20 protein-coding genes are annotated in these 19,455 nt (G+C 67.2%); 8 read left to right on the forward strand and 12 right to left on the reverse strand.

Features of this window, described 5'->3' with window-relative positions:
- The first annotated feature begins 53 nt into the window (after positions 1–53).
- Complete coding sequence (locus ACQP1O_RS35355) at positions 54–344, forward strand: hypothetical protein (RefSeq protein ID WP_379379444.1); 291 nt, start codon at positions 54–56, stop codon at positions 342–344.
- A gap of 23 nt (positions 345–367) precedes the next feature.
- On the forward strand, positions 368–604 hold the full coding sequence (locus ACQP1O_RS35360) for a hypothetical protein (protein WP_433562693.1): 237 nt from the start codon (positions 368–370) through the stop codon (positions 602–604).
- Positions 605–711: 107 nt separating this feature from the next.
- Here ACQP1O_RS35360 and ACQP1O_RS35365 read toward each other — a convergent pair whose 3' ends face one another.
- From ACQP1O_RS35365 to ACQP1O_RS35400, 8 genes are all read right to left on the reverse strand, one after another.
- Positions 712–2,073, reverse strand: a complete 1,362-nt coding sequence (locus tag ACQP1O_RS35365; RefSeq protein ID WP_433562694.1) for a DoxX family protein — start codon at positions 2,071–2,073, stop codon at positions 712–714.
- A 293-nt stretch (positions 2,074–2,366) separates the two neighbouring features.
- Complete coding sequence (locus tag ACQP1O_RS35370; RefSeq protein ID WP_433562695.1) at positions 2,367–2,933, reverse strand: hypothetical protein; 567 nt, start codon at positions 2,931–2,933, stop codon at positions 2,367–2,369.
- A gap of 242 nt (positions 2,934–3,175) precedes the next feature.
- Positions 3,176–4,711 (reverse strand): alkaline phosphatase family protein, encoded by a 1,536-nt coding sequence (locus ACQP1O_RS35375; protein ID WP_433562696.1) that lies wholly within the window; start codon positions 4,709–4,711, stop codon positions 3,176–3,178.
- 197 nt (positions 4,712–4,908) lie between these two features.
- The gene (locus ACQP1O_RS35380; protein ID WP_433562697.1) at positions 4,909–6,273 is read right to left on the reverse strand and encodes an acyltransferase family protein; all 1,365 of its coding nucleotides are present in this window, start codon (positions 6,271–6,273) and stop codon (positions 4,909–4,911) included.
- Entirely contained in the window at positions 6,270–7,175 is a 906-nt protein-coding gene (locus ACQP1O_RS35385) for an SGNH/GDSL hydrolase family protein (protein WP_433562698.1), read from the reverse strand. The genes ACQP1O_RS35380 and ACQP1O_RS35385 overlap by 4 nt, the downstream gene beginning before the upstream one ends.
- A gap of 18 nt (positions 7,176–7,193) precedes the next feature.
- Positions 7,194–7,574 carry a hypothetical protein gene (locus ACQP1O_RS35390; RefSeq protein ID WP_433562699.1) on the reverse strand — a complete coding sequence of 127 codons (381 nt, stop codon included), beginning with the start codon at positions 7,572–7,574 and terminating at the stop codon, positions 7,194–7,196.
- Between the two features lie 175 nt (positions 7,575–7,749).
- Positions 7,750–8,676 (reverse strand): SGNH/GDSL hydrolase family protein, encoded by a 927-nt coding sequence (locus ACQP1O_RS35395; RefSeq protein ID WP_433562700.1) that lies wholly within the window; start codon positions 8,674–8,676, stop codon positions 7,750–7,752.
- A gap of 17 nt (positions 8,677–8,693) precedes the next feature.
- On the reverse strand, positions 8,694–9,101 hold the full coding sequence (locus tag ACQP1O_RS35400; protein WP_433562701.1) for a hypothetical protein: 408 nt from the start codon (positions 9,099–9,101) through the stop codon (positions 8,694–8,696).
- A gap of 375 nt (positions 9,102–9,476) precedes the next feature.
- Here ACQP1O_RS35400 and ACQP1O_RS35405 point away from each other — a divergent pair, with 375 nt between their 5' ends.
- On the forward strand, positions 9,477–9,764 hold the full coding sequence (locus ACQP1O_RS35405) for a hypothetical protein (RefSeq protein ID WP_433562702.1): 288 nt from the start codon (positions 9,477–9,479) through the stop codon (positions 9,762–9,764).
- A 274-nt stretch (positions 9,765–10,038) separates the two neighbouring features.
- Here ACQP1O_RS35405 and ACQP1O_RS35410 read toward each other — a convergent pair whose 3' ends face one another.
- Positions 10,039–10,398, reverse strand: coding sequence for an Rv2640c family ArsR-like transcriptional regulator (locus tag ACQP1O_RS35410; protein WP_433562703.1), 360 nt, complete (start codon positions 10,396–10,398; stop codon positions 10,039–10,041).
- A gap of 102 nt (positions 10,399–10,500) precedes the next feature.
- Between ACQP1O_RS35410 and ACQP1O_RS35415 the strand changes: the two genes are divergently transcribed.
- The 5 genes from ACQP1O_RS35415 (at position 10,501) to ACQP1O_RS35435 (ending at position 14,629) form a co-directional block, all read left to right on the forward strand.
- Entirely contained in the window at positions 10,501–11,031 is a 531-nt protein-coding gene (locus ACQP1O_RS35415; protein ID WP_433562704.1) for an ArsI/CadI family heavy metal resistance metalloenzyme, read from the forward strand.
- 66 nt (positions 11,032–11,097) lie between these two features.
- Positions 11,098–11,472, forward strand: a complete 375-nt coding sequence (locus tag ACQP1O_RS35420; protein WP_433562705.1) for an ArsR/SmtB family transcription factor — start codon at positions 11,098–11,100, stop codon at positions 11,470–11,472.
- Entirely contained in the window at positions 11,469–12,212 is a 744-nt protein-coding gene (locus ACQP1O_RS35425) for an aquaporin (protein ID WP_433562706.1), read from the forward strand. Before ACQP1O_RS35420 ends, ACQP1O_RS35425 begins: the two co-directional genes overlap by 4 nt.
- A complete protein-coding gene (locus tag ACQP1O_RS35430) occupies positions 12,209–12,628 on the forward strand; it encodes an arsenate reductase ArsC (RefSeq protein ID WP_433562707.1) in 420 nt (139 codons plus the stop codon). The genes ACQP1O_RS35425 and ACQP1O_RS35430 overlap by 4 nt, the downstream gene beginning before the upstream one ends.
- A 549-nt stretch (positions 12,629–13,177) precedes the next feature.
- Positions 13,178–14,629: a DUF222 domain-containing protein gene (locus tag ACQP1O_RS35435; RefSeq protein WP_433562708.1), complete on the forward strand. Its 1,452-nt coding sequence runs from the start codon at positions 13,178–13,180 to the stop codon at positions 14,627–14,629.
- A 548-nt stretch (positions 14,630–15,177) separates the two neighbouring features.
- On the opposite strand, the gene ACQP1O_RS35440 is transcribed toward ACQP1O_RS35435, so the two are convergent.
- From ACQP1O_RS35440 to ACQP1O_RS35450, 3 genes are read right to left on the reverse strand one after another with little or no spacing between them, the layout of a single operon-like run.
- The gene (locus tag ACQP1O_RS35440; protein ID WP_433562709.1) at positions 15,178–15,957 is read right to left on the reverse strand and encodes an SDR family NAD(P)-dependent oxidoreductase; all 780 of its coding nucleotides are present in this window, start codon (positions 15,955–15,957) and stop codon (positions 15,178–15,180) included.
- 41 nt (positions 15,958–15,998) lie between these two features.
- Positions 15,999–17,744 carry an N-acyl-D-amino-acid deacylase family protein gene (locus ACQP1O_RS35445; protein WP_433562710.1) on the reverse strand — a complete coding sequence of 582 codons (1,746 nt, stop codon included), beginning with the start codon at positions 17,742–17,744 and terminating at the stop codon, positions 15,999–16,001.
- A gap of 6 nt (positions 17,745–17,750) precedes the next feature.
- On the reverse strand, positions 17,751–19,412 hold the full coding sequence (locus ACQP1O_RS35450; RefSeq protein ID WP_433562711.1) for a class I adenylate-forming enzyme family protein: 1,662 nt from the start codon (positions 19,410–19,412) through the stop codon (positions 17,751–17,753).
- Positions 19,413–19,455: the final 43 nt, after the last annotated feature.

Genomic DNA, 19,455 nt, shown 5'->3' on the forward strand with positions numbered 1-19,455 from the left:
GCCGAACGGTTGGGCTCGAATTGTCTTCGGGGGAAACCATGTTCAATTGGTATGTGGGCCTGCTCGCGCTCAGTGGCGTGATCATGCTGGCGCTGGCGGTGGTGCGACAGGGGCAGAGCAGCGCCTCACGCTCGATCAACGGCATTTTCGGCGCGGTCTATCTCGGCTACGCCTTCTATCTCGCCTTCCTTTTCGACGGCGGCTCCTACCTCATCTTTTTCCAGGCGTTCATTCTGCCGGTCGTGATGGTGGTCAATTTCTTCCGCAATCGCACACCGAAGCCGAAACTCACCGAAACACAGAAGGCCTGGCGCGAGTATCAGCGCTCCGCCGGGCAGCAATAGGCTCGCCGGGCGACAATAGCGCGGTGTTCTCCAAGAAGACCGAACCCGAGCGGGTTACGCCACCGGCCACGCCCTGCCCCGACTGTGGGGAACGCCGCGTGACACTGGGCGGGAATATGGATACGTATCTGATCCAGCGCAATGGCGGGCGGGCCCTGACGGACCTGCTCGCCCTGCTCTGCCTCGGGTGCGGGCGGGTGTTCTTCTACGCCGAGCGGCTCGACAAGGTGCGGGCCGCGATGAAGTCGACGACGTCCTGAGTGCGAAAGTCGGGGTGCTCGCGCGCCGCGCGCGTCAGCTGTCCACCGGTGAACGTTCAGCCTGCCATCCACCCGGCATGCGGCGCGTCGCAACGAACACGCCGCCACTAACGGAGGTAGGGGACGGGCTGGACCCAATGAAATCCGCGCGAGATCAGCCGGAACCGGTCGAGGTCGACGCGGGTCAGGCGCAGATGCACCGGACGGCCGGCCAGCTGACCGTTCAATATCAGCTGATCGGGCTGGGGCTGTTCATAATTCAGGACCGCGAGCTTCCACTGGTGCGCCGGATCCCTCGTAATGGTCACGGTGTGCAGATCGGTGTCGATCTCCACCGGGAATGACACCAGCGAGTCGTCCATGCGCTGGGCGGTCACGCCCTGCGGGACGTCGAAGATGAGACGGCGGGAGCGGTCCAGCGGACCTGCGAGCTGCCCATCCGGTGGCGAGGACCGGAAGTCGACCAGCGCCGGGACCTCCTGGCCCGCGACGGTATATTCGGTGACGTTCCAGATCCCGTACAGCGGCGAGTGCGGCCGGCCGTTCCCGTACGCCTGCCAGGCATCATGGCCCTCGGCGAGAGTTGTGAGGAATATCCACACCCCCAGAATCGCCTGTGCCGCCACCAGGATTCGTCGCCCACGCACCGAGGAGACCAGCGGCTCGGGCACGCGCACCGGCACCGCCCGGCCGACCAGAGCCCGGACGGTGCGTCCGATGTCCGGGGCCGCCAGCACCGTCGCATACACCAGCAGCTCGCCGGAGAGGATCTTCACCGGCACATCGAAGGTGAGGTTCAGCAGGAACACCTGGAGGGTCACCACGACCGACAGGAGCGCACCCAGTCCCGCGGTGAACGGCAGGATCAGCAGCAGACCTGCGGTGACTTCCGCTGCACCCAAGGCGATTTCGTACGGCTCGGAGCTGGCCGTCTGCGACCACAACACCGCCATCGGGCTGAGATCGCCGAACGGCTCCACCAGCCGGTCCAGCGCGAACGCCATCTGCGACGGCAACAGTTTCGTGACGCCGTACAGCAGCAGGGCGCTCATCAGGGCCAGACGTAGCACCACCCGGAACCACGCGTACAGCCGCGCATAGTCCGGCCGCCGCCGATCCAGCACCGACCACACCGCCGTGACCGGCGCCGCGACGACCAGCAGGGTGAAAATCGACACCCAATTCGCCGCGGTATCACCGCTTCCCGTGAACGACCAGTCGACATGGACGCCGAAGATATGCTCCCCCAGCCAATCCGTGAGCGGATGCAGTGCTGTCCATTTCGCCACACCCACCACGGTCTGCTGCGAGACTCCCACCGACCGCAGCAGCATGTGCAGCACCCACACCCCGGCCATTCCGACGCCCAGCGTCACGAATGAATACCGGAACACCATCCGCCGCAACGGACTCCATCGCGGCTCACCCGTCCCCGCGACGTCCGCCTTGACGGCCGACTGCACAACCACGCCGATTCCTCCGAGAGCTACCGCAACTGATTACCCTGCGGCGCTGAACGTTAGGTCAGCGAACGGCCGACTCGTACCCGGCAAATCCCTTGCCCCTACACCCCTTGCCCCCGGTATCGGGGCCAGGGGTGGCGCCGGCTGACGGCCCCGGCTGGGCGCAGCTGCGTCGGAGGCTGATCGTGCGCCAGCTCGTCGCCCGGGCGTCCCGCTTCCAGTCTGATCCACCGCAATGGCGGGCGAGCCCTGACGGACCTGCTCGCCCTGCTCTGCCTCGGGTGCGGACGGGTGTTCTTCTAGGCCGAGCGGCTCGACAAAGTGCGGGCCGCGATGAAGTCGACGACGTCCTGAGTGCGAGAGTCGGGTTGCTCCCGCGCCGCGCGCGTCAGGCGTTCCAGAGCGTCGTCGAGGCGGGAGCTCGGCCCGTGCTCGGCGAGCAGTACGGCGATGGCCTCCCAGGTGGCGGTGGTCGGATTCGGTTGCGCCAGTAATTCTTCGAGATAGTTGTCCTGGTCGAGCAGGCGCAGCGCGCGGCGGGCGTGGGCGTGGACGCGCCGGGGCAGCTCTGCGCGGATGAGATCGATATCGCCGGGCTGGACGTGACCCGGCTGGTCGGGGTCGAGGCGCACCGACCACAGCTGCTCCGGGTCCTCGGGCAGGCCCTCGCCCGGGAGCAGGCCGGGCCCCGCCGCGGTCTCGATCGCGAGAGGTGCAAGGCCCAGGCGTTCGTTGCGCCAGTTGCGGAATTCCCACCACGCGGTCGGGGTCGCCCAGGCGCCCAGCCCGAATCGGAGCATCTGCTGTCCACCGGTGAACGTCCGGAAGGTCCGCGTCCGCGCCACGGTGGCCGTACCGCCGGGCATCCCTCGCACCCATGTCGGCTCCGCCCCCTCAAACCCATACGGCTGCAGCAATTTTCCCGTATCGCGCATCAAGCGGCGCAGCGCCGACTCCGGTTTGACCATCCCCGCAGACTAGCCGCGCGAACCGACAGGATCCCGCACCTCGCGATCCGCCCAGTCTGCCGCGCGTCGCGCGGAAGACGCCGCGCAGGCACACCGGGTGTGCCTGCGCGGTCAGATCATCGGGACGAGCGACGGGACCGTCAGTGGCCGGACCAGATGTCGTTCACCGTGGCCGCGTAACCGTCGTTGTTGGTCAGGGGCTGCAGGCCGAGGGCGGTGTCGATGGTGCGGAGCAAGCCGTACTGGTCGGTGCGCTGGGAGCTGGTGTAGCCGGGCTTCACGGAGTTCTGCGAGCCGAGCACGATGGTCGGGACCCGGTTCGGGAACAACGGGCCGAACGCCTTGGTGGTGCCCTCGTCCCAGGTCAGGATGAGCAGCGAGCGCTGCTGCTTCCACGCCGGGGAGTTGAGGATCGCAGGCAGGGTGCCGCTGAGCCAGCTGTCACCCGAGGCGACGCCGCAGCCCTCCATGTTGTGGCATTCGTTGGCGGCGAACCAGACGAAGTTCGGGGTGGCGGCGGCGGATTGCAGGTCGGTCGACATCTGCGTGAGCGGCTGCAGGTGTGCCGCGCAATAAGCCTGGTTGGACTTCATGTTCTGGAAGTACAAGAACGGCAGGTCATCCGGGTAGTACTGGCCGTGGGAGGCCTGGTCGCAATTGCCGTTGGCGTCCTCGGCGTAGCCCTTCCAGGTCTTGTGCGCGGCATCCACGCTGTTGCCGATGTGGCGCGCGTCGAGGGTCGTCGCGCCCACGCTGTTGTCGACCAGCCCATACAGTCCGCCCGCCGCCAGCGCGACATAGTTCGGGTCGCTCGGATGCGTCGTGGCATAGGACTGGCTCAGCGTCGCGCCCTGCGGCCGCAGGCCGTTGATGTAGGGGGCCTGGGGATTACCGATGATGCCGGTGAGCCCGTCGTAATCCTGGTTCTCCAGGTAGACCACGAAGACGTGGTCGTAACCCGGCACCGTCGAGGCGGGCGCGGACAGCTGCGGCGCGGGCAGCGCGGCGCCGATGGTGAACGAGAGGTCGTCGGCGTAGCCGTCGTTGGTGTCGCCGTCGGTCCAGGTGAAGTTCAGCTGGATCTTCACCGAGCGTGTGCCCTTCGGCAAGGTGCCCTTCGTATCACGCTGCAGCAGACCGGTTTTCAGGCCGCGGTCGATGCTGCTCACGTCGTCGCACTCGGCCGAGCCGAGCTGGGACCCCGACGCGCTGAGGAATGTCGCCGTCATGTTGACACGGTCGAGTTGCGCGCCGTATCCGCCCAGCCAGCCATTGAGGTCGAAGCTCACGCGGCCCTGGTCGATGGCCGCGCCCGCGCCCGCGACGCTGACGGTCTGATCCATCTCGGAGCTGCCGGTGCCGCCGCCGGCGAAGAACTTCGAGCCCCGGTTCGACGGACCCGGCGAGGACGCGTCCGGCCATCCGGATTGCCCGTAGCACACCGCGTTCGGCTCACCCTTGCCGATGTTCCAGCCCGGCAGCGTCATGCCGTCGAGGCCCTTCGGTGAGCACTGCGCCACCGACTCGGCATCGCCGTCCACGATCAGGTTCGGGCTGGTGACCGCGGCATGCGCCGCGGACGGCGTGACCGCGGAGCCTCCCAGCACGGCCAGTGCGGCCGCAGCCGTGATAGCGAATACTTTGCTGTGGCCGATTCCAACGCCTTTGTGGCGCATACATGTTCCTTTGCGGGTCGTTACCGAAGTGCGCCCCGAATAGAACAGGTTCTAGGTTTCGGATCACCGCTCTGCCCATGGCCGGGTGGTGAACACCACCCGGCTTTTGGACGGACGACCAGCAATGGGGATCGTTGTGCCGCAGGGAACGTCGATCAGCAAGTACAGCTATTGACGAGCAACAGGCTGAGCCTGGGCTAGACCTTTGCGCGGGTGTCCCGCTTCGAGCGGGCGAAGTTGCGCATGATGGGCAGGTCGACCCAGTGGTAGAGCAGTGCGGCGAGGGCGGTGGACACGACCAGGCACAGCAGGGAGAAGCCGGCCCAGCCGAGGATGCCGAACTCCCTGCCGCCGATCAGGTATCGGGTGACCAGCACCATGACCGGGAACTGGATGAGGTAGAAGGCGAAGGAGACATTGCCGAGCCACACCATGCGCGGGTGGGAGTTCAGGCCGCGGATGCCGGCCAGGTCCCGGGCGGCCATGGTGGCCACCACCGCGGTCATCGGGGGCAGCAGCAGCACCGACATCTTGTAGTTCACCGGCACCACCCAGGTCGCCGCGTACGCGACGGTCAGCGCGACCAGCGGCCAGGCGAGATTGGTATTGCGCCAACGACCTTCGAGCACCATGCGGGCCGCCAGCACGCCGAGGAAGAACTCCGGCAGGCGCGACAGCGGGAAGGTGTAGCTGAGCCAGTACGACGGGGACACCGGAATGTCGGGCTGCTGGAACCATGCCGGGGAGGCGTGCAGTTCGTAGTGCGGCGACGCGTTGCCCGGAACCAGCCGCGGCGCAAAGGCATTCGCGATGCCCTTCGGGCCGTCCACCCACAGGAAGTACGAGGTGTGCAGCAGGGCGATGCCCAGCATCAGCAGGCCCGCGGCCAGCAGCAGCCGACGGGTCGGAATCCGCATGACCAGCGGCAGCAGCAGCGGAAAGCTCAGGTAGAACAGCACTTCCGCGGCCAGCGACCAGGACGGGACGTTCAGCCCGCCGACCGTGGTCCACTTCGGCACCCAGGTGTGCACCAGCAGCAGGTTCGGCACCCACACCACCGCGCGGTGCAGGGGCACGCTCGCTGCCGCGATGAAGGCGGCGGCGGCCAGCAGGTGCGTCGGATAGATCTTGAGCACCCGCCGCCGGTAGAAGGCGCGCACCGACATGCCCGGCCGGAACGACCAGTAGATGATGAAGCCGGACAGCACGAAGAAGAAGGTGACGCCCGCGGCCCCGAGCTGCATCGGGATCCACTCGTGGATGTGGCGGAACAGCGCGGACTTCTGGAACGGATAGACCGGCAGGAACACCAAGGCGTGCAACACGAATACAGCGAACGCCGCCCACCACCGCGCGCCGGTCAGCGAGGGCAGCGCGGGCCGCTCCCGCCGGGCGCGCTCGGCGACGGACTCGGTGAGGCCCTTCGTCCGGACCGGTTCGGCGGCCCGGACCGGCTCGGCGGCGCGCGTGGCCTGGCCGGGCTGGAGGAGCTTGGTGGTGTACTGCTCCACCCCGAGCGCGGCGGTGGCTTCGCGCGGGGCGACTTCGGGCGGGCGGGTCATCGTGCATACCTCTCGTACAGTGCGTTTGCTACCACGGCGTCGCCCTGCGGAGCGGGGTGGAACGGCAGCCCGGCGATATTGACTTTCGGGTCGAACACTCCGTTGACCCACTGCTGCGGTGTGCACAGCCCGTGCCCGGCGGTGAGCGCGCGGGCGTCCAGGTATTCCAGGTTCAGCTGCGTGGCGGCTTCACGCCCGGCCTGGTCGAGGCGATTGAGGTACTCGACGACGGTGCGGCCGCGCGGCTGGGTGGCCTGGATGCCCGCGATGTCGTAGCAGATCGAATCCTGGTCGGGCCGGAACAGTTCCGGGTAGCCGACGATCACGATGTGCGCGTTGGGGGCGTAGTACCGGATGTAGGTGATGATCTTGCCGATGCGGGCGGCGTACTCGGCGCCGGTCACGTTCTGCGGGTCGGTCATCCGGCCGGCGGCCACCGCGTCGGGACCGCAGCCGCCGACGACGTCGTAGAAGCAGTGCTCGATCGAACTCCACGGGGACTGCTTCGCGCCGCCCCAGAAGTCGTTGAGCCCGAACTGCAGTGTCACCAGTTTGGTGTTCGGCCCGAACGCGCCCGCCTTATCGGCATTGGCCGCCTGGACCTTCAGGGTGTACCCGTCCCCGGTGTCGAACGACGCGCCCGGACACGATTGGTTCCACATCTGATCCGTGCCCTGCACGCCCATCCGCTCGCCGAGCTGCACCGGCCACGCGGTGTCGCCGTGGTCGCACTTCTTCTCCTGGGACAGCGGGTTCCAGCCGTTGGCCGTGAACGAGTCGCCCAGGATGACCAGTTCCTTACCCTGCGGAACCGAATCCGCTTGCGCCCCCGATGTTCCCGTCATGACCGCGGCGAACGCGACCACGGCGGCACACAGCCACCGACCGTTGTTTCCCGACACGTGTGTACTCCGGTTTCGTCAGTAGCCTGCGCGGGGCTCGAACCCGGGGGCATCCAGGGTCGGCGGCGCGGGCTTGGGCGCCTGCTGGGTCTGCGGCGCGGGCTTGGGCGCAACCGGTTGTGCCGCAGGCGCTTCGGGCGCTGCGGGGGCCACCGGCTGCGCGGCGGGTGCTTCGGTGGTGGCCTCCGGGGCCGCGGCGGGTGCGGGGGCCGCGCTCGGCGCCGGGGCGGCGCTGCTCGCGGGAGCGGCCGAGCTGCTCACGACGGCGACGGTGGTGCTCGCCGGGGTGGTGGGCGTGTCGGCGGCCTTGTCGCTTCCGCACGCCGCCAGTGCGCCGATCAGCACGACCCCGCCGATGGCGGCCACCGCGGTGCGCGCGCCTGGGATACGGAACTTCATGAAACCCTCGAATCGCAAATTGAACGGTGAATTTTTCACTTTTGCGCGGAGTGTACAAGAGGCCCCGAGGGCCGGGGTGCGGGATTCAGCAAACCGCAAAACCCCTGGACAATCGGGAAACTCGACGAGGAGGCTATCGATGATCAACGGTCCGATCGACGGAATCTCGATGACATCAGTGCCCGTATCGGTCGTAGATGGCGTTGGCGACCACGGCGTCACCCTGGCTCGACGGATGGAAGAACAGGCCGTCGAGATCGGTCCGCGGATCGAACACGCCATTCAGCCAGGGCTGCGACGAGCAGAGCCCGTGACCGGTGGTGAGTGCGCGGGAGTCCAGGAACTCGATGCCCAGCAACTGGGCGGCTTCGCGCTGCGCCTGGTCGATGCGGTCGAAGTACTCCACCACCGCGCGACCGCGCGACTGGATGAACGGCGCGACGCCGCCGATGCTGAGACAGACCGTGCTGCTGCCCGGGGTGAACAACTCCGGATAGCCGACGAACACGATGCGGGCGTTCGGTGCGTAGTACTTGATGTAGGTGACCGCATTGCTCATGCGCTTGGCCATCAACGCCCCGGACACACCGTTGTAGTCGGGCATCCGGCCCTGGTCGATCGACTCCGGATCGCAGCCGTCGACGAGGTTGAACACGCAGCCCTGCAACGACTTCCAGAGCGTCTGGTCGTTCTTGCCCCACTTGTCGTTGAGCCCGAACTGCAGCGTGACGACCTTGGTATTCGGCCCGAAAGCGCCTGCCTTGTCCGCTTTCTGGGCCTCCTGGGCCAGGCTCCACCCCGGGCCGCTGTCGATCGACGCGCCTGGGCAGGAGGGATCGGCCATCTCGCCGGTCCCGTACACGCCCATGAGCCGGCCCAGCTGCACCGGCCAGGCCGTCCGGCCGTGGCGCTGGCAGCTGTTGTCCTCGTCGAAGAAGTCCCAGGCATTCGCGGAGAACGAATCACCCAGTACTACCAGCTCTTTACCCGCGGGGGCGGTATCCGGCGAGGCCGGATCCGCGTTCGCCGCGGCCACGGTCGACACCGAGGCCGCGAGCGCTACCGCGGTGGCACACAGCCACCGCCCACCATTACCCAGCACGAGACTGTCCAGCTTCCTCAGTAACCCGCACGCGGCTCGAATCCCGGCGCGTCCAGCGTCGGCGGCGCAGGCTTCTGTTGTTGCTGCTGCGTCTGCGGCGCGGGCTTGGGCGCGGCCGGTTGCGGGGCGACGGGCTGGGGTGCGACGACTTCGGGAGTCACCGGCTGCGGCGCGACCGGTTCCGTTGCGGCCGGCTGCGGAGCGGGCGCCTCGGTGGTGGGTGCGGGCGCGACGGTGGTCGGCGCGGGAGCGGCCGTCGAACTCGCGGCGGGCGCCGAAGTGACGGCCGAACTACTGGTGCCGCTCTGCGACCCCTCGGACGACTTGTCGCTGCCGCATCCTGTGACCCCCGCCAACAGCAACGTTCCGCCGATCAGAGCCGCGGCGGCGCGGACTACGAACTCCCCCGGTGTAGCAGACTTCATGGGTACCTCGAATCTGGATCTGAAGTGTCATCTATTCACTTCAGCGGGCAGTGTACAAAACCCATTCACCCCGCCTGCCTCGATTCGGGAAACTGCCCCGAATTCTCAGGGCAGCGAAACCGATAATCCCTGGTCAGGACTACCTCACCGAGTGAAACCTGTTCCAGATGGAAGGTCGCGCCGGACCGCCCGCCAGGCCGCCCGGGTCCGCGTATCCAAGCACAGATCCCACACGGACGGGCCGGTATCGACATCCCCGACCGGATGCCCGCACCACCCGGGCAACCTGCCCAATTTGAAGCAATGACACTTCATATCGAGCTTTCACGAACTACAGTGTTCGCAAATCGCTACTCTCCGGCCAGGAGGCCAATAGTGAACATTGCCAGGCGTTTTGGCGCTGCCGCCCTCGTCTCGATCGCGCTTGCCGCGGCCGCACCCACCGCCGTCGCGGCCGCGGCGCCCGCTCCCGCCCCGGTCCAGCCCGTCGTCGCGACCCCGGTGGCGACCACCGGCTCGGCCCTCACCGACGCCCTGACCGCGCCGATCCTCTTCCCGCTGGGCTTCCTGGTCCTGGCCTTCTGCGGTGGCGACCCCCAGCCCACCTGCCTCATGGCACAGATCTACGACAAGGCCGCCACCGGCTCCGGCGTCCACAACTGACGCGAACACGACGGGTACGCATTGGCGCGGCTGAATCACGAAAGGCGGGCCGCGCCAGTGCATTCGTACCGGCACGACTCCCGCCCTCCCATCGGCATCAGTACTCGGGAGGCCGCGGCCGAGCGCTCGAGGGATGCCCTGTCCGGATCGGCGGGATCCCTATTTCAGCCACTACACGACGCTCGCCGATATCTACCGGCATCCGGGGCAGCACTACGACAGCCATCGAAAACACTTGGCCACCAGGGCCGTTCTCGGATCCTGACGGCCGGGGCTAGCGGCAGCAGTTCGGGTCGAGGACAACGCACAGGGCTGCGAGGGAGTCGCGCTGGGCACGGTGGTAGGTGTTCATGCCACGTCGTTCGGACTCGACCAGGCCGGCCTTCTTCAGCTGGCCGAGATGGTGGCTGACGGTGGATTCGGCGAGGGTGACAGCTGTGGCCAGGTCGCCGGTGTTCTCCTCGCCGAGGGGGCTGGCGAGCAGCAGGGACAGGAGTTTCACGCGGGCCGGATCGGCTATGGCCTTGAGGCGCAGGGCGATTTCCAGGGCGGCGGCGTCGTCGACGGGGCCGGCGGCGACGGGGGCACAGCAGACCGGGGCGGACATGTCGATCACGGGCAGTGCCTTGGGCATGCGAACCAGATTACCCACCTTCTTGACATATGTCGAAATAGTGGCGCAGACTCGGTCACACCAGTTCTTCGACATATGTCTCACAAGTGGAGGTGCGGTCTCATGTCCCGTGTTCAGCTCGCTCTCAACGTCGACAACATCGACCAGGCGGTGGCGTTCTATTCGACCCTGTTCCAGGCCGAGCCCGCCAAGCGCAAGCCCGGTTACGCCAATTTCGCCATCGCCGAGCCGCCGCTCAAGCTGGTGCTGATCGAGAATCCGGGGCACGGTGGCAGCCTCGACCACCTCGGGGTCGAGGTCGAGTCCAGTGACCAGGTGCACGCCGAGATCGCGCGGCTGTCCGAGGCCGGCATGTTCACCGAGGAGCAGATCGCGACCACCTGTTGCTTCGCCACCCAGGACAAGGTGTGGGTCACCGCGCCCGACACCGAGCGCTGGGAGGTCTACACAGTGCTGGCCGATAGCGAAACCTTCGGCACCGCACCGGTTCCGGCCTCGGGAGTGGTCACGGACGACACACAGGCCATGGCGGTCTGCTGTGGCACCGTGGAGGAAGCCGCCGCCGAAGGGGCTTGCTGTAGCAACGCGGCCAAGGCGGATGCCGTGGCCGCGGGGGCGTCCTGCTGCGGCTGAGCCGGCGCCGAGTCGTTCACCAGGTGTTCGCTTGCCCGCGAATTCGATATCCATCAATATCGACGGGTGTCGAAACGAGTGCTTCCGCTGGCCGTGACCCCACCCGCGTGTGAGGTCACGCCCCTGGTCCGCGAACCGTTGACAGCGCAGGCCGCGTCGGAGCTGGCGGCGGTGTTCAAGGCGTTGTCGGACCCGGTCCGTTTGCGGCTGCTGTCGGTGATCGCCAGCCATACCGGACAGGAAGCCTGCGTGTGCGACATCTCCGACGGTTTCGACGTCTCTCAGCCGACCATCTCCCATCACCTGCGGGTACTGCGCGAGGCGGGGCTGCTGACGAGCGAGCGGCGCGGGTCATGGGTGTACTACCGGGTCGAACCCGCTGCGCTGCGCCAGCTTTCGGCGCTGCTGGACATCACGCTCCCCGAAGCGATGGTCCGATGAACACGCTGAGACGACGATTGCTGGCCGAGTTCGTCGGCACCGGCCTGCTGGTGTGCGTGGTGGTCGGTTCCGGGATCGCGGCCCAGCAACTGTCCGCACACGATGCGGGTCTCCAACTACTGGAGAACTCGACCGCCACGGTGTTCGGGCTGGGCATCCTGATCCTGATTCTCGGCCCGGTTTCCGGGGCGCACTTCAATCCCGTTGTCTCGGCCGCGGATTGGTGGGCCGGACGCCGCCGCGGCACCGGGCTGAGCACCATCGACCTGGTGGCCTACATCGGTGCGCAGGTCCCCGGCGGGATCGCGGGGGCGGTGCTGGCCAACATCATGTTCGACCAGCCCGCCGTCCAGATCGCCACCCATCACCGCGTGACCACCGGCCATCTGGTCGGCGAAGTCGTCGCCACGGCCGGACTGATCGCGGTTATCTTCGCGCTCGCCCGCACCGGCCGTGCGGCGCTCTCGGCCGCAGCCGTCGCCGCCTACATCGGCTCGGCCTACTGGTTCACCAGCTCCACCAGCTTCGCCAATCCGGCCGTCACCGTCGGGCGCGTCTTCTCCGACACCTTCGCCGGAATCGCCCCCGCATCGGTCTCCGCGTTCATCGCCGCCCAAATTCTCGGCGCGACACTCGGTTTCGTCCTGATCGGGCTGCTCTACCCCGATCCCGTACCGGCGGACGACATAGTCACACCCCCGCAACGTCCAGACCTCCTGAAAGGCCCGCCCAGCCGATGACCGCCACACCCAGCGTGCTGTTCGTCTGCGTCCACAATGCCGGACGCTCCCAGATGGCCCAGGGTTTCCTCACCCACCTCGCCGGGGACGCGATCGAGGTCCGGTCGGCCGGGACCGCGCCCGCCGAGACCATCAACCCCGCCGCGGTCGAGGCGATGGCCGAGCTCGGCATAGACATCACCGCTCAGACACCGAAGATCCTCACACCCGACACCGTGCAGACCTCCACCGTCGTCATCACCATGGGCTGCGGCGACACCTGCCCGTACTTCCCCGGCGTCGACTACCGCGACTGGCAACTCGACGACCCCGCGGGCCGAGATGTGGCGGCCGTTCGCCCCATCCGTGATGAAATCCGCACGCGCGTGGAGAAACTCATCGCCGAGCTGCTCCCCACCGGCCGGACCCACGCTTGATCCGGCCCGGACCTGGTCGGCTATTCGAGTCGGCAGGCGGTGGTGTTGGTCAGCCATGACCGAGGACGGTTCCGCCAATGATCTGCAAGATCTGTCCCATGGCCCATGCCGTGCAGCGCGACGTAGACCGACTCCGCGATCGGCGACAACACCACGAGCACAGCGACTCCCACCAGGAGCCAACGCGGAACCGCCCGCGATGCCGGCAAGTGCGCGCGCCACGCGGAGGGGCGCGGGCGCAGCGGAAGCGGGCCACTCGGGCGGTGCGCATTGATCCGGTCCTGGCCCATGGCTCACCCTGACTCGGGTGAGGCGTGGTGAGGGATGGCGGCGATGTGGGTCGGGTGTTCCATTGCGTCCGAGTGAGATTCGGGAGCGTGATCGGTTTCGAGATCCGATGTCAATCGCTCGGCCCGGAATTCGGCGGCGGGCACGAAGCCTGGCGCGTCGACGTCCATGATGCTTTCGAACGAAAAATATTCGTGAAATAGTAAGGCGTACAGGGTAATTCGGGTTCTTTTGCGTCATGATCAGCGGTAGAATTGGCACATGGACCCGAAGGGGGAAACACTCGACACGTGCGGTATCGCCGAATTGGCGGCCGCCGTCGAAACCCTGTCGAATTCCGTCCTCCACGGCAACCTGAACCCGTTCTCCGACGCTGATGTCGTGGAATTGATGCAGCGCCTGGAAACCTGCAAACGCCAACTGTCCGCGCTGGATTCACGCCTGATCATCGAAGCCTGTAACCGTTCGCTGCCCGAAGGCAGTGGGGCCAGGGATGTGGTGCCGTTCCTGCGGCAGACGTTGGGATTGTCGAGGTACGACGCGTCGGTGCGAGTGAAGATCACCCGCCAGTGCGGAGAATTCTTCGAACCCACCGGCCACCTGCACCCGGCCACATTGGAGAAGACCGCCGAAGCCTATGAAGCAGGCGACATCTCGCGTGATCATGTCCGCAACATCATCGACGTCATGCATCACCTGCCCACCGACATCCCCACCGAGACCCGCGCCGAGGCCGAGGACATCCTCGTCGGTCACTCGCGGGTCGGGTGGCCCGATGACCTGCCCAAGATCGGCCGTGACATCCTCGCTCGTGTCGACCCGGACGGGAAGGTTGTCTCCGACGCCGACCGTCGTCGTCGCCGGGGTCTGATCCTGGGTCGTCCCGGGGTGGACGGGATGTCGTGGATCGAGGGCTGGATCACCCCCGAACTGCGGGCGTTGTTGGATGCGGTGTTCGCCAAGCTGGCCCGCCCGGGCATGTGCAACATCGACGATGCCGACAGTGTTGCGGCGACGGTCAAGGTGGTCGATTCGACGGTGCTCGAGGCCGCGGCGCGTCGTGACCGTCGCGATGCCGGTCAGCGCACCCACGACGCCCTGTTCGCGCTCCTGCAGCCCGGCGTCGACCCCGCCAAACTCGGCTCCCACCGAGGCCTGCCGGTACAGGCCATCCTCACCATGAACCTCACCGACCTCGAACGCGGAGCCGGAGTCGCAACCACCGCTTCGGGCGGCCACGTCTCGATCAACGAGGCATTGAAACTCGCCGAGGGCACCCGCCCGGTGCTGGCCGTCCTCGACGCGAACGGACTGCCGCTGTACCTGGGTCGCTGCGAACGCCTGGCCACCCCCGCCCAGCGGTTGGCGTTGATCGCCCGCGACAAGGGCTGCACCCGACCAGGATGCGACGCACCCGCGAGCATGTGCGCGGTGCACCACGTCACCGACTGGGCCACAGGCGGGCCCACGGATCTGAACAACCTGACCTTGGCATGCGACCACTGCCACGCGCTCGTGAATGACAGTCTCGACGGCTGGAGAACCGTTGTCATGGGCAAAGATTCCCCGTATCGGGGGCGGACCGGATGGATTGCTCCGAAACGTCTTGACCCCACGGGCACCCCACATGTGAACGATAGACATCACGTGGGGCAGTGGGTCGCCGCTGCGATCGATTTCAGTTGCCGAAGGTGGGGTTCACGGGCAGCGTGATCCCCGGACCGTTCGTGTGCTGCTGGTGTGCGCAGGGACGGGGAGGTGTGGTTGCGTCGCCTGCCCTACCGGACTTGAGCTGACGCCGAGTTCGGGAACCGTCTCCCGCCGATCCCGGCCCACGGACTGCACGCATCACCTTCTACAGACAACCCCACCGCAAACCCCCCACTGATCCCCGAACCCACACGTCCACAGCAATATTGCCGCCGCCGCGCTCGGCACGGCCATCGCCCCTACAGCCACCATTTGGACCGCAATTACCGCCGCGACCGTGACCGCCCGCAACCACCTCCGGCCCCCGCTGGCTCACTTGTCATTGCCGAATCCAGCACACCTGCACCGAGATTCCCGTCAGTGCGACAGCGACTTGCGCGTGCCATGGGCATCTCGCTTCTCAAGGCGTCTTTATCCTTTGTCTTTGTTTCTTCGGCTTTTGGCCCTTTGGGCCCGCGCGCCGAGCTCTCGGTCCTGCCCACCCCCACCGGAATATGACCGAACCCGCCCTGGGCTGGAACGTGTTTCGGGGCCCAGGGCGGGGTCTCGGCTCAGCCCGCGAGCTTCGCCAAGTTGGGGAAGTTGCTCAGTTCCCAGCCGCCGTCCACCACCATGTCGATGCCGGTGACGTAGGAGGCCTCCTCGGAGGCGAGGAAGAGGCAGGGGCCCGCGATCTGCTCCGGAGTGGCGGGGACACCCATCGGGATGCGGTCCAGGAACATCTGTTTGGCGGGCTCGTAGCCCATGACCGCGGCGACCAGCGGGGTGTCCACCAGGCCGGGAAGGACGGCGTTCACGCGGATGCGGTGCTGGGCCAGTTCCAGAGCCGCGTTCTTGGTGAACATCACCACGCCCGCCTTGCCGGTGGAGTAGGGGCTGCCACCGGGCATGGGAACGCGGGCATCGAGGGAAGAGATGTTGACGATCGATCCGCCGCCGGTCGACTTCATCAGACGCGCTTCGTGTTTGGTGCACAGGAAGACGCTCTTCTGGATCAGGTCGATGGTGAAGTCCCAGTCGGCCTCGGTGAGGTCGGTGACCGCGCCGATGCGGGACGCGCCCGCCGCGTTGAAGGCAGCGTCGAGGCGGCCGAAACGGGTTGCGGCGGTGGCGACCCCGGCCTCGACCTGGGACTCGTCGGTGACATCGGTGACCACGGGGACGAAGGCCTCGCCGAGCTCGGCGGCCTTCTTCTGGAGGCCGGCCTCGTCGATGTCGAGGCCGACCACATTCGCGCCCTCGGCGATCAGCGCGGCCGCGATGGCAGCGCCGATGCCGGAGGCCGCCCCGGTGACGACCGCGGCGCGGCCGTCGAATCTACGGGCGTTCATAGCTGTTGCTCCTCAAAGGATGTCGAAGGTGGCCGGCGCGTTCAGTGACGGCCCGCGCGCAGGAATTCGCCGGTGCGTTCCCGGCCCAGGGTCTCGGCCTTCTCCCCCAGCCCGAAGACGAACTCGCCGTTCACGAGCACCGCGGTGACAGTCTCGTCATTGCGGTTGACCATGCGGGAGAGATTGTCGAACTCCGGGATCGGGTTCTCGGCATAGGCTTCCAGGCTGTCGTCCAAGCGCGCCGGGTCGATGATCAGCACATCGGCCCGGTCGCCCTCTCGCAGGTGCCCGGCGTCCAGGTCGTACCAGTCCGCCAGCTCACCGGAGACCCGGTGCACGGCGTGCTCGACCGTCATGAAGGGCCGGCCCGCCTGCTGTGCCTTGTGCACGCGCTTCAGCAGCCGCAGCCCGAAGTTGTAGAAGGCCATGTTCCGCAGATGCGCGCCGGCGTCCGAGAAGCCCAGTTGCACGCTGGGATCCGCGGCCAGGATATCCAGCACCTCGGGACGGTGATTGGAGATGGTGGTGCGCCAGCGCACCTTCGGCCCGTACTCCACCACCAGATCGAGGAAGGCGTCCACCGGGTGCACGCCGCCGCGATCCACGCCGACCTGACCGAAGGTCTTGCCGATGACGCTCTCGTCCGGGCACTCGGTGATCTCGGCGTCGAAGAAGTCCCGATGCCAGACCCGCGGGCCCCACTTCTTGTCGTAGTCCTTGCGGAACCAGCGGCGATAGTTCTCGTCCGCCAGCAGCGCCCGCCGCTCCTCCAGCTGGTTCGACAGGTGCAGAGCCGCCGCACCGGAGCCGAACTCCTCGAAGACCGGGAGGTCGATGCCGTCGGAGTACACCTCGAACGGCACCGGCAGATGCTGCCAGCGGAAGTCGCCGCCGAGCCGGTTGATGATCTTGCCCAGCAGCGGGAAGACCTTCACGACACCGGGAATCGCCTTGATATCGGCGGCCGAGAGCAGGCTCACCTTCAGCTTCGGCCGGAAGAAGCCCAGGCTGCTCGCCGCCATGCCGACCAGGCTCTGCGGCTTGGCCACGTCGGGACCGCCCTGCAGCGCCCGCTTGCGGTCGCGCAGAATGCGATTCAGTCGCCGCCGCTCCGTGGTGGTGGCATAGGTGGAGGGCAGTGTCCGCGACCGGCACACCTCACCGTCCAGCTTGTCGAACAACAGCTGCTGCGAGGACATGCCGACGAAACCGGCGTCCAGCGCCTCGATCAGCTTGTGCTCCATGGCCGTCAGCTCCGACTCGGTCGGCTTCACATCCGGGTCGGTGGCCCGCTGCAAACCCAGCTGCGACGCCCGGATATCGGAATGCCCGATGAAGGCGGCCACATTCGGGCCCAGCGGCAGCGACTCCAGCGCCGCCACATAGCCGTGCGCGCTGTTCCAGGTCTTCAGCGCGTCCACCGCCTCGACCACGTGCTTGCGCGGAATCGCCTCCACGCGGCCGAACAGGTCACCCGCGTCCGAACCGCCGACATGCACGGTGGACAGCGAGCACGACCCGAGCAGCAGCGTGGTGACGCCGTGCCGCAGCGACTCCGACAGCGTCGGATCCAGCAGCACCTCCACGTCGTAGTGGGTATGGATATCGATCATGCCCGGCATGACCCAGCGGCCGGTCGCGTCGATCACCCGGCCGCACCCGGTTTCGTCCAGCGGCGCGGCCGACACGGTCGCCACCCGGCCGTCCCGGATGCCGAGATTACGGATGGCCGAGGGTGCGCCGGTGCCATCGAACCAGCGTCCGTTCTTGATGATGGTGTCGTACACAGGAATTCACTTCCCCAGGGAGAGGTCGCGGCGCAGCACCTTGCCGGTGGCATTGCGCGGCAAGGGATCCGCGGTGACCAGCCAGCGGGCGGGCACCTTGAAGTAGGCCAGCTGCTTGGCCACGTGATCACGCAACTCGTCCTCCGACAACGACTCCGGGTCGTCGACCACCACGATCGCGGCGACTTCCTGGCCGAGGTCCTCGTGCGGGACACCGATCACGGCCGACTCCCGCACCAGCGGGTGCTCGTCGAGGACGTTCTCGATCTCCTGCGGGTAGACGTTCTCCCCGCCACGCAGGATCAGATCCGAACGACGACCGCAGATGTAGAGCTTGCCACCGCGCAGGGTGCCGTAGTCGCCGGTGCGCAGCCAACGATTCTCGTCGATGGCGGCGTTGGTGGCGTCCTCGTTGTTCCAGTAGCCGAGCATCACGTACGGGCTGCGGATACAGATCTCGCCCTCTTCACCGTCGGGCACGGGCTTGCCGTCGGGGTCGCGGACCTCGATCGAGACACCGACCACGGCCCGGCCCACGGTTTCGTTGTCGGCGGCCAGTTCCGGCGGGGTCGCCACGGTCGCGGCCGTACCGGACTCGGTGCACCCGTAACTGGTGGTCAGGCCCTGCAACGCGACCGGGAACCGCTCACGCAGCCGCTGCACCAGAACCGGCGACGACGGCGCGGAATTGAGCGAGAACGCCGTCAACGACGACAGATCGTACTTCGAGATATCCACGCCCAGAATGCGACTGGCCAACGTCGGCACCGCCGCCCAATTGGTGACCTTCTCCGTCTCGACCAACCTCAACAGCGATTCGGCGTCGAACTCACCCGAGGTTGGGAACACCACCGCGTCACCGGTGGCCAAACGCGGGACCGACAGGTTGTGCAGGCTCGCGATATGGAACAACGGCATCGTCGCCAGATAGCGGCGGCCCGCCGGGGAGCCGTCCCACCCCTGGCCACGGAAACCGGCGGCCAGGGCGTCCATGAACCGGTGATAGTCGGCCACCGCGACCATGTTCTGCTGGGTGTGCACCACACCCTTCGGACGACCCGTGGTCCCGGAGGTGTAGAGGATGATCGCCGGATCGTCCTCGCCCACCTCCACACTCGGGTTACCGCCGGCGAATTCCGCGATCAACGCGGGCAGGTCGGTTTCCATGGTCAGCACCGGGATGTCGGTGCCGGTCTCCGCGGCCAGCCCAGCCCGTTTGGCGTCGGCGATCACGACCTTCGGGGTCGAGTGCTCGAACCCGTAGGCGATCTCACGCGGCACCCACCACGCGTTGTAGCCGACCGGGATCGCACCCAGCCGCTGCGCGGCCCAGAACGTCAACACCCACTCCGGAGCGTTCGCGGCCAGAATCCCGATCCGGTCACCCTTGCCCACGCCATAGCGTTCGGCCAAAGCCGCGGCCAGCGCGCCCGCGGCGGCGTAGTGCTCGGCGAAGCTGTAGCGGGTCCGCGCCGACACCAGATACTCGAGATCGCCCAGCTCACGGGAGGCTTCCAGCAACTCCAGCAGCGAACCGTGACGATGCTTGAACACCGGCAACGACACACCCAGCACCGGCTCGACCGCCATCTCGAACGGCCCACCCGGCCCGGTCAGCTTCCCGGCCACCTGCGCGGCCAGCGCCTGCAGATCAACAGCATTGGTCATGAATCAAGTCCTCGGGTGTCGATGCGCCAACCTTCGCAGCTTG

Origin of the sequence: Nocardia sp. CA-151230 (genome assembly GCF_050942175.1) — a bacterium.
Taxonomy (GTDB): Bacteria; Actinomycetota; Actinomycetes; order Mycobacteriales; family Mycobacteriaceae; genus Nocardia.

Bases quoted from the DNA above. Each gene is read 5' to 3' on its own strand.
- ACQP1O_RS35370 (WP_433562695.1), bottom strand. From the start codon at position 2,933: ATGCCCGGCGGTACGGCCACCGTGGCGCGGACGCGGACCTTCCGGACG.
- ACQP1O_RS35375 (WP_433562696.1), bottom strand. From the start codon at position 4,711: ATGCGCCACAAAGGCGTTGGAATCGGCCACAGCAAAGTATTCGCTATC.
- ACQP1O_RS35380 (WP_433562697.1), bottom strand. From the start codon at position 6,273: ATGACCCGCCCGCCCGAAGTCGCCCCGCGCGAAGCCACCGCCGCGCTC.
- ACQP1O_RS35390 (WP_433562699.1), bottom strand. From the start codon at position 7,574: ATGAAGTTCCGTATCCCAGGCGCGCGCACCGCGGTGGCCGCCATCGGC.
- ACQP1O_RS35400 (WP_433562701.1), bottom strand. From the start codon at position 9,101: ATGAAGTCTGCTACACCGGGGGAGTTCGTAGTCCGCGCCGCCGCGGCT.
- ACQP1O_RS35410 (WP_433562703.1), bottom strand. From the start codon at position 10,398: ATGCCCAAGGCACTGCCCGTGATCGACATGTCCGCCCCGGTCTGCTGT.
- ACQP1O_RS35415 (WP_433562704.1), top strand. From the start codon at position 10,501: ATGTCCCGTGTTCAGCTCGCTCTCAACGTCGACAACATCGACCAGGCG.
- ACQP1O_RS35425 (WP_433562706.1), top strand. From the start codon at position 11,469: ATGAACACGCTGAGACGACGATTGCTGGCCGAGTTCGTCGGCACCGGC.
- ACQP1O_RS35430 (WP_433562707.1), top strand. From the start codon at position 12,209: ATGACCGCCACACCCAGCGTGCTGTTCGTCTGCGTCCACAATGCCGGA.
- ACQP1O_RS35435 (WP_433562708.1), top strand. From the start codon at position 13,178: ATGGACCCGAAGGGGGAAACACTCGACACGTGCGGTATCGCCGAATTG.
- ACQP1O_RS35440 (WP_433562709.1), bottom strand. From the start codon at position 15,957: ATGAACGCCCGTAGATTCGACGGCCGCGCCGCGGTCGTCACCGGGGCG.
- ACQP1O_RS35450 (WP_433562711.1), bottom strand. From the start codon at position 19,412: ATGACCAATGCTGTTGATCTGCAGGCGCTGGCCGCGCAGGTGGCCGGG.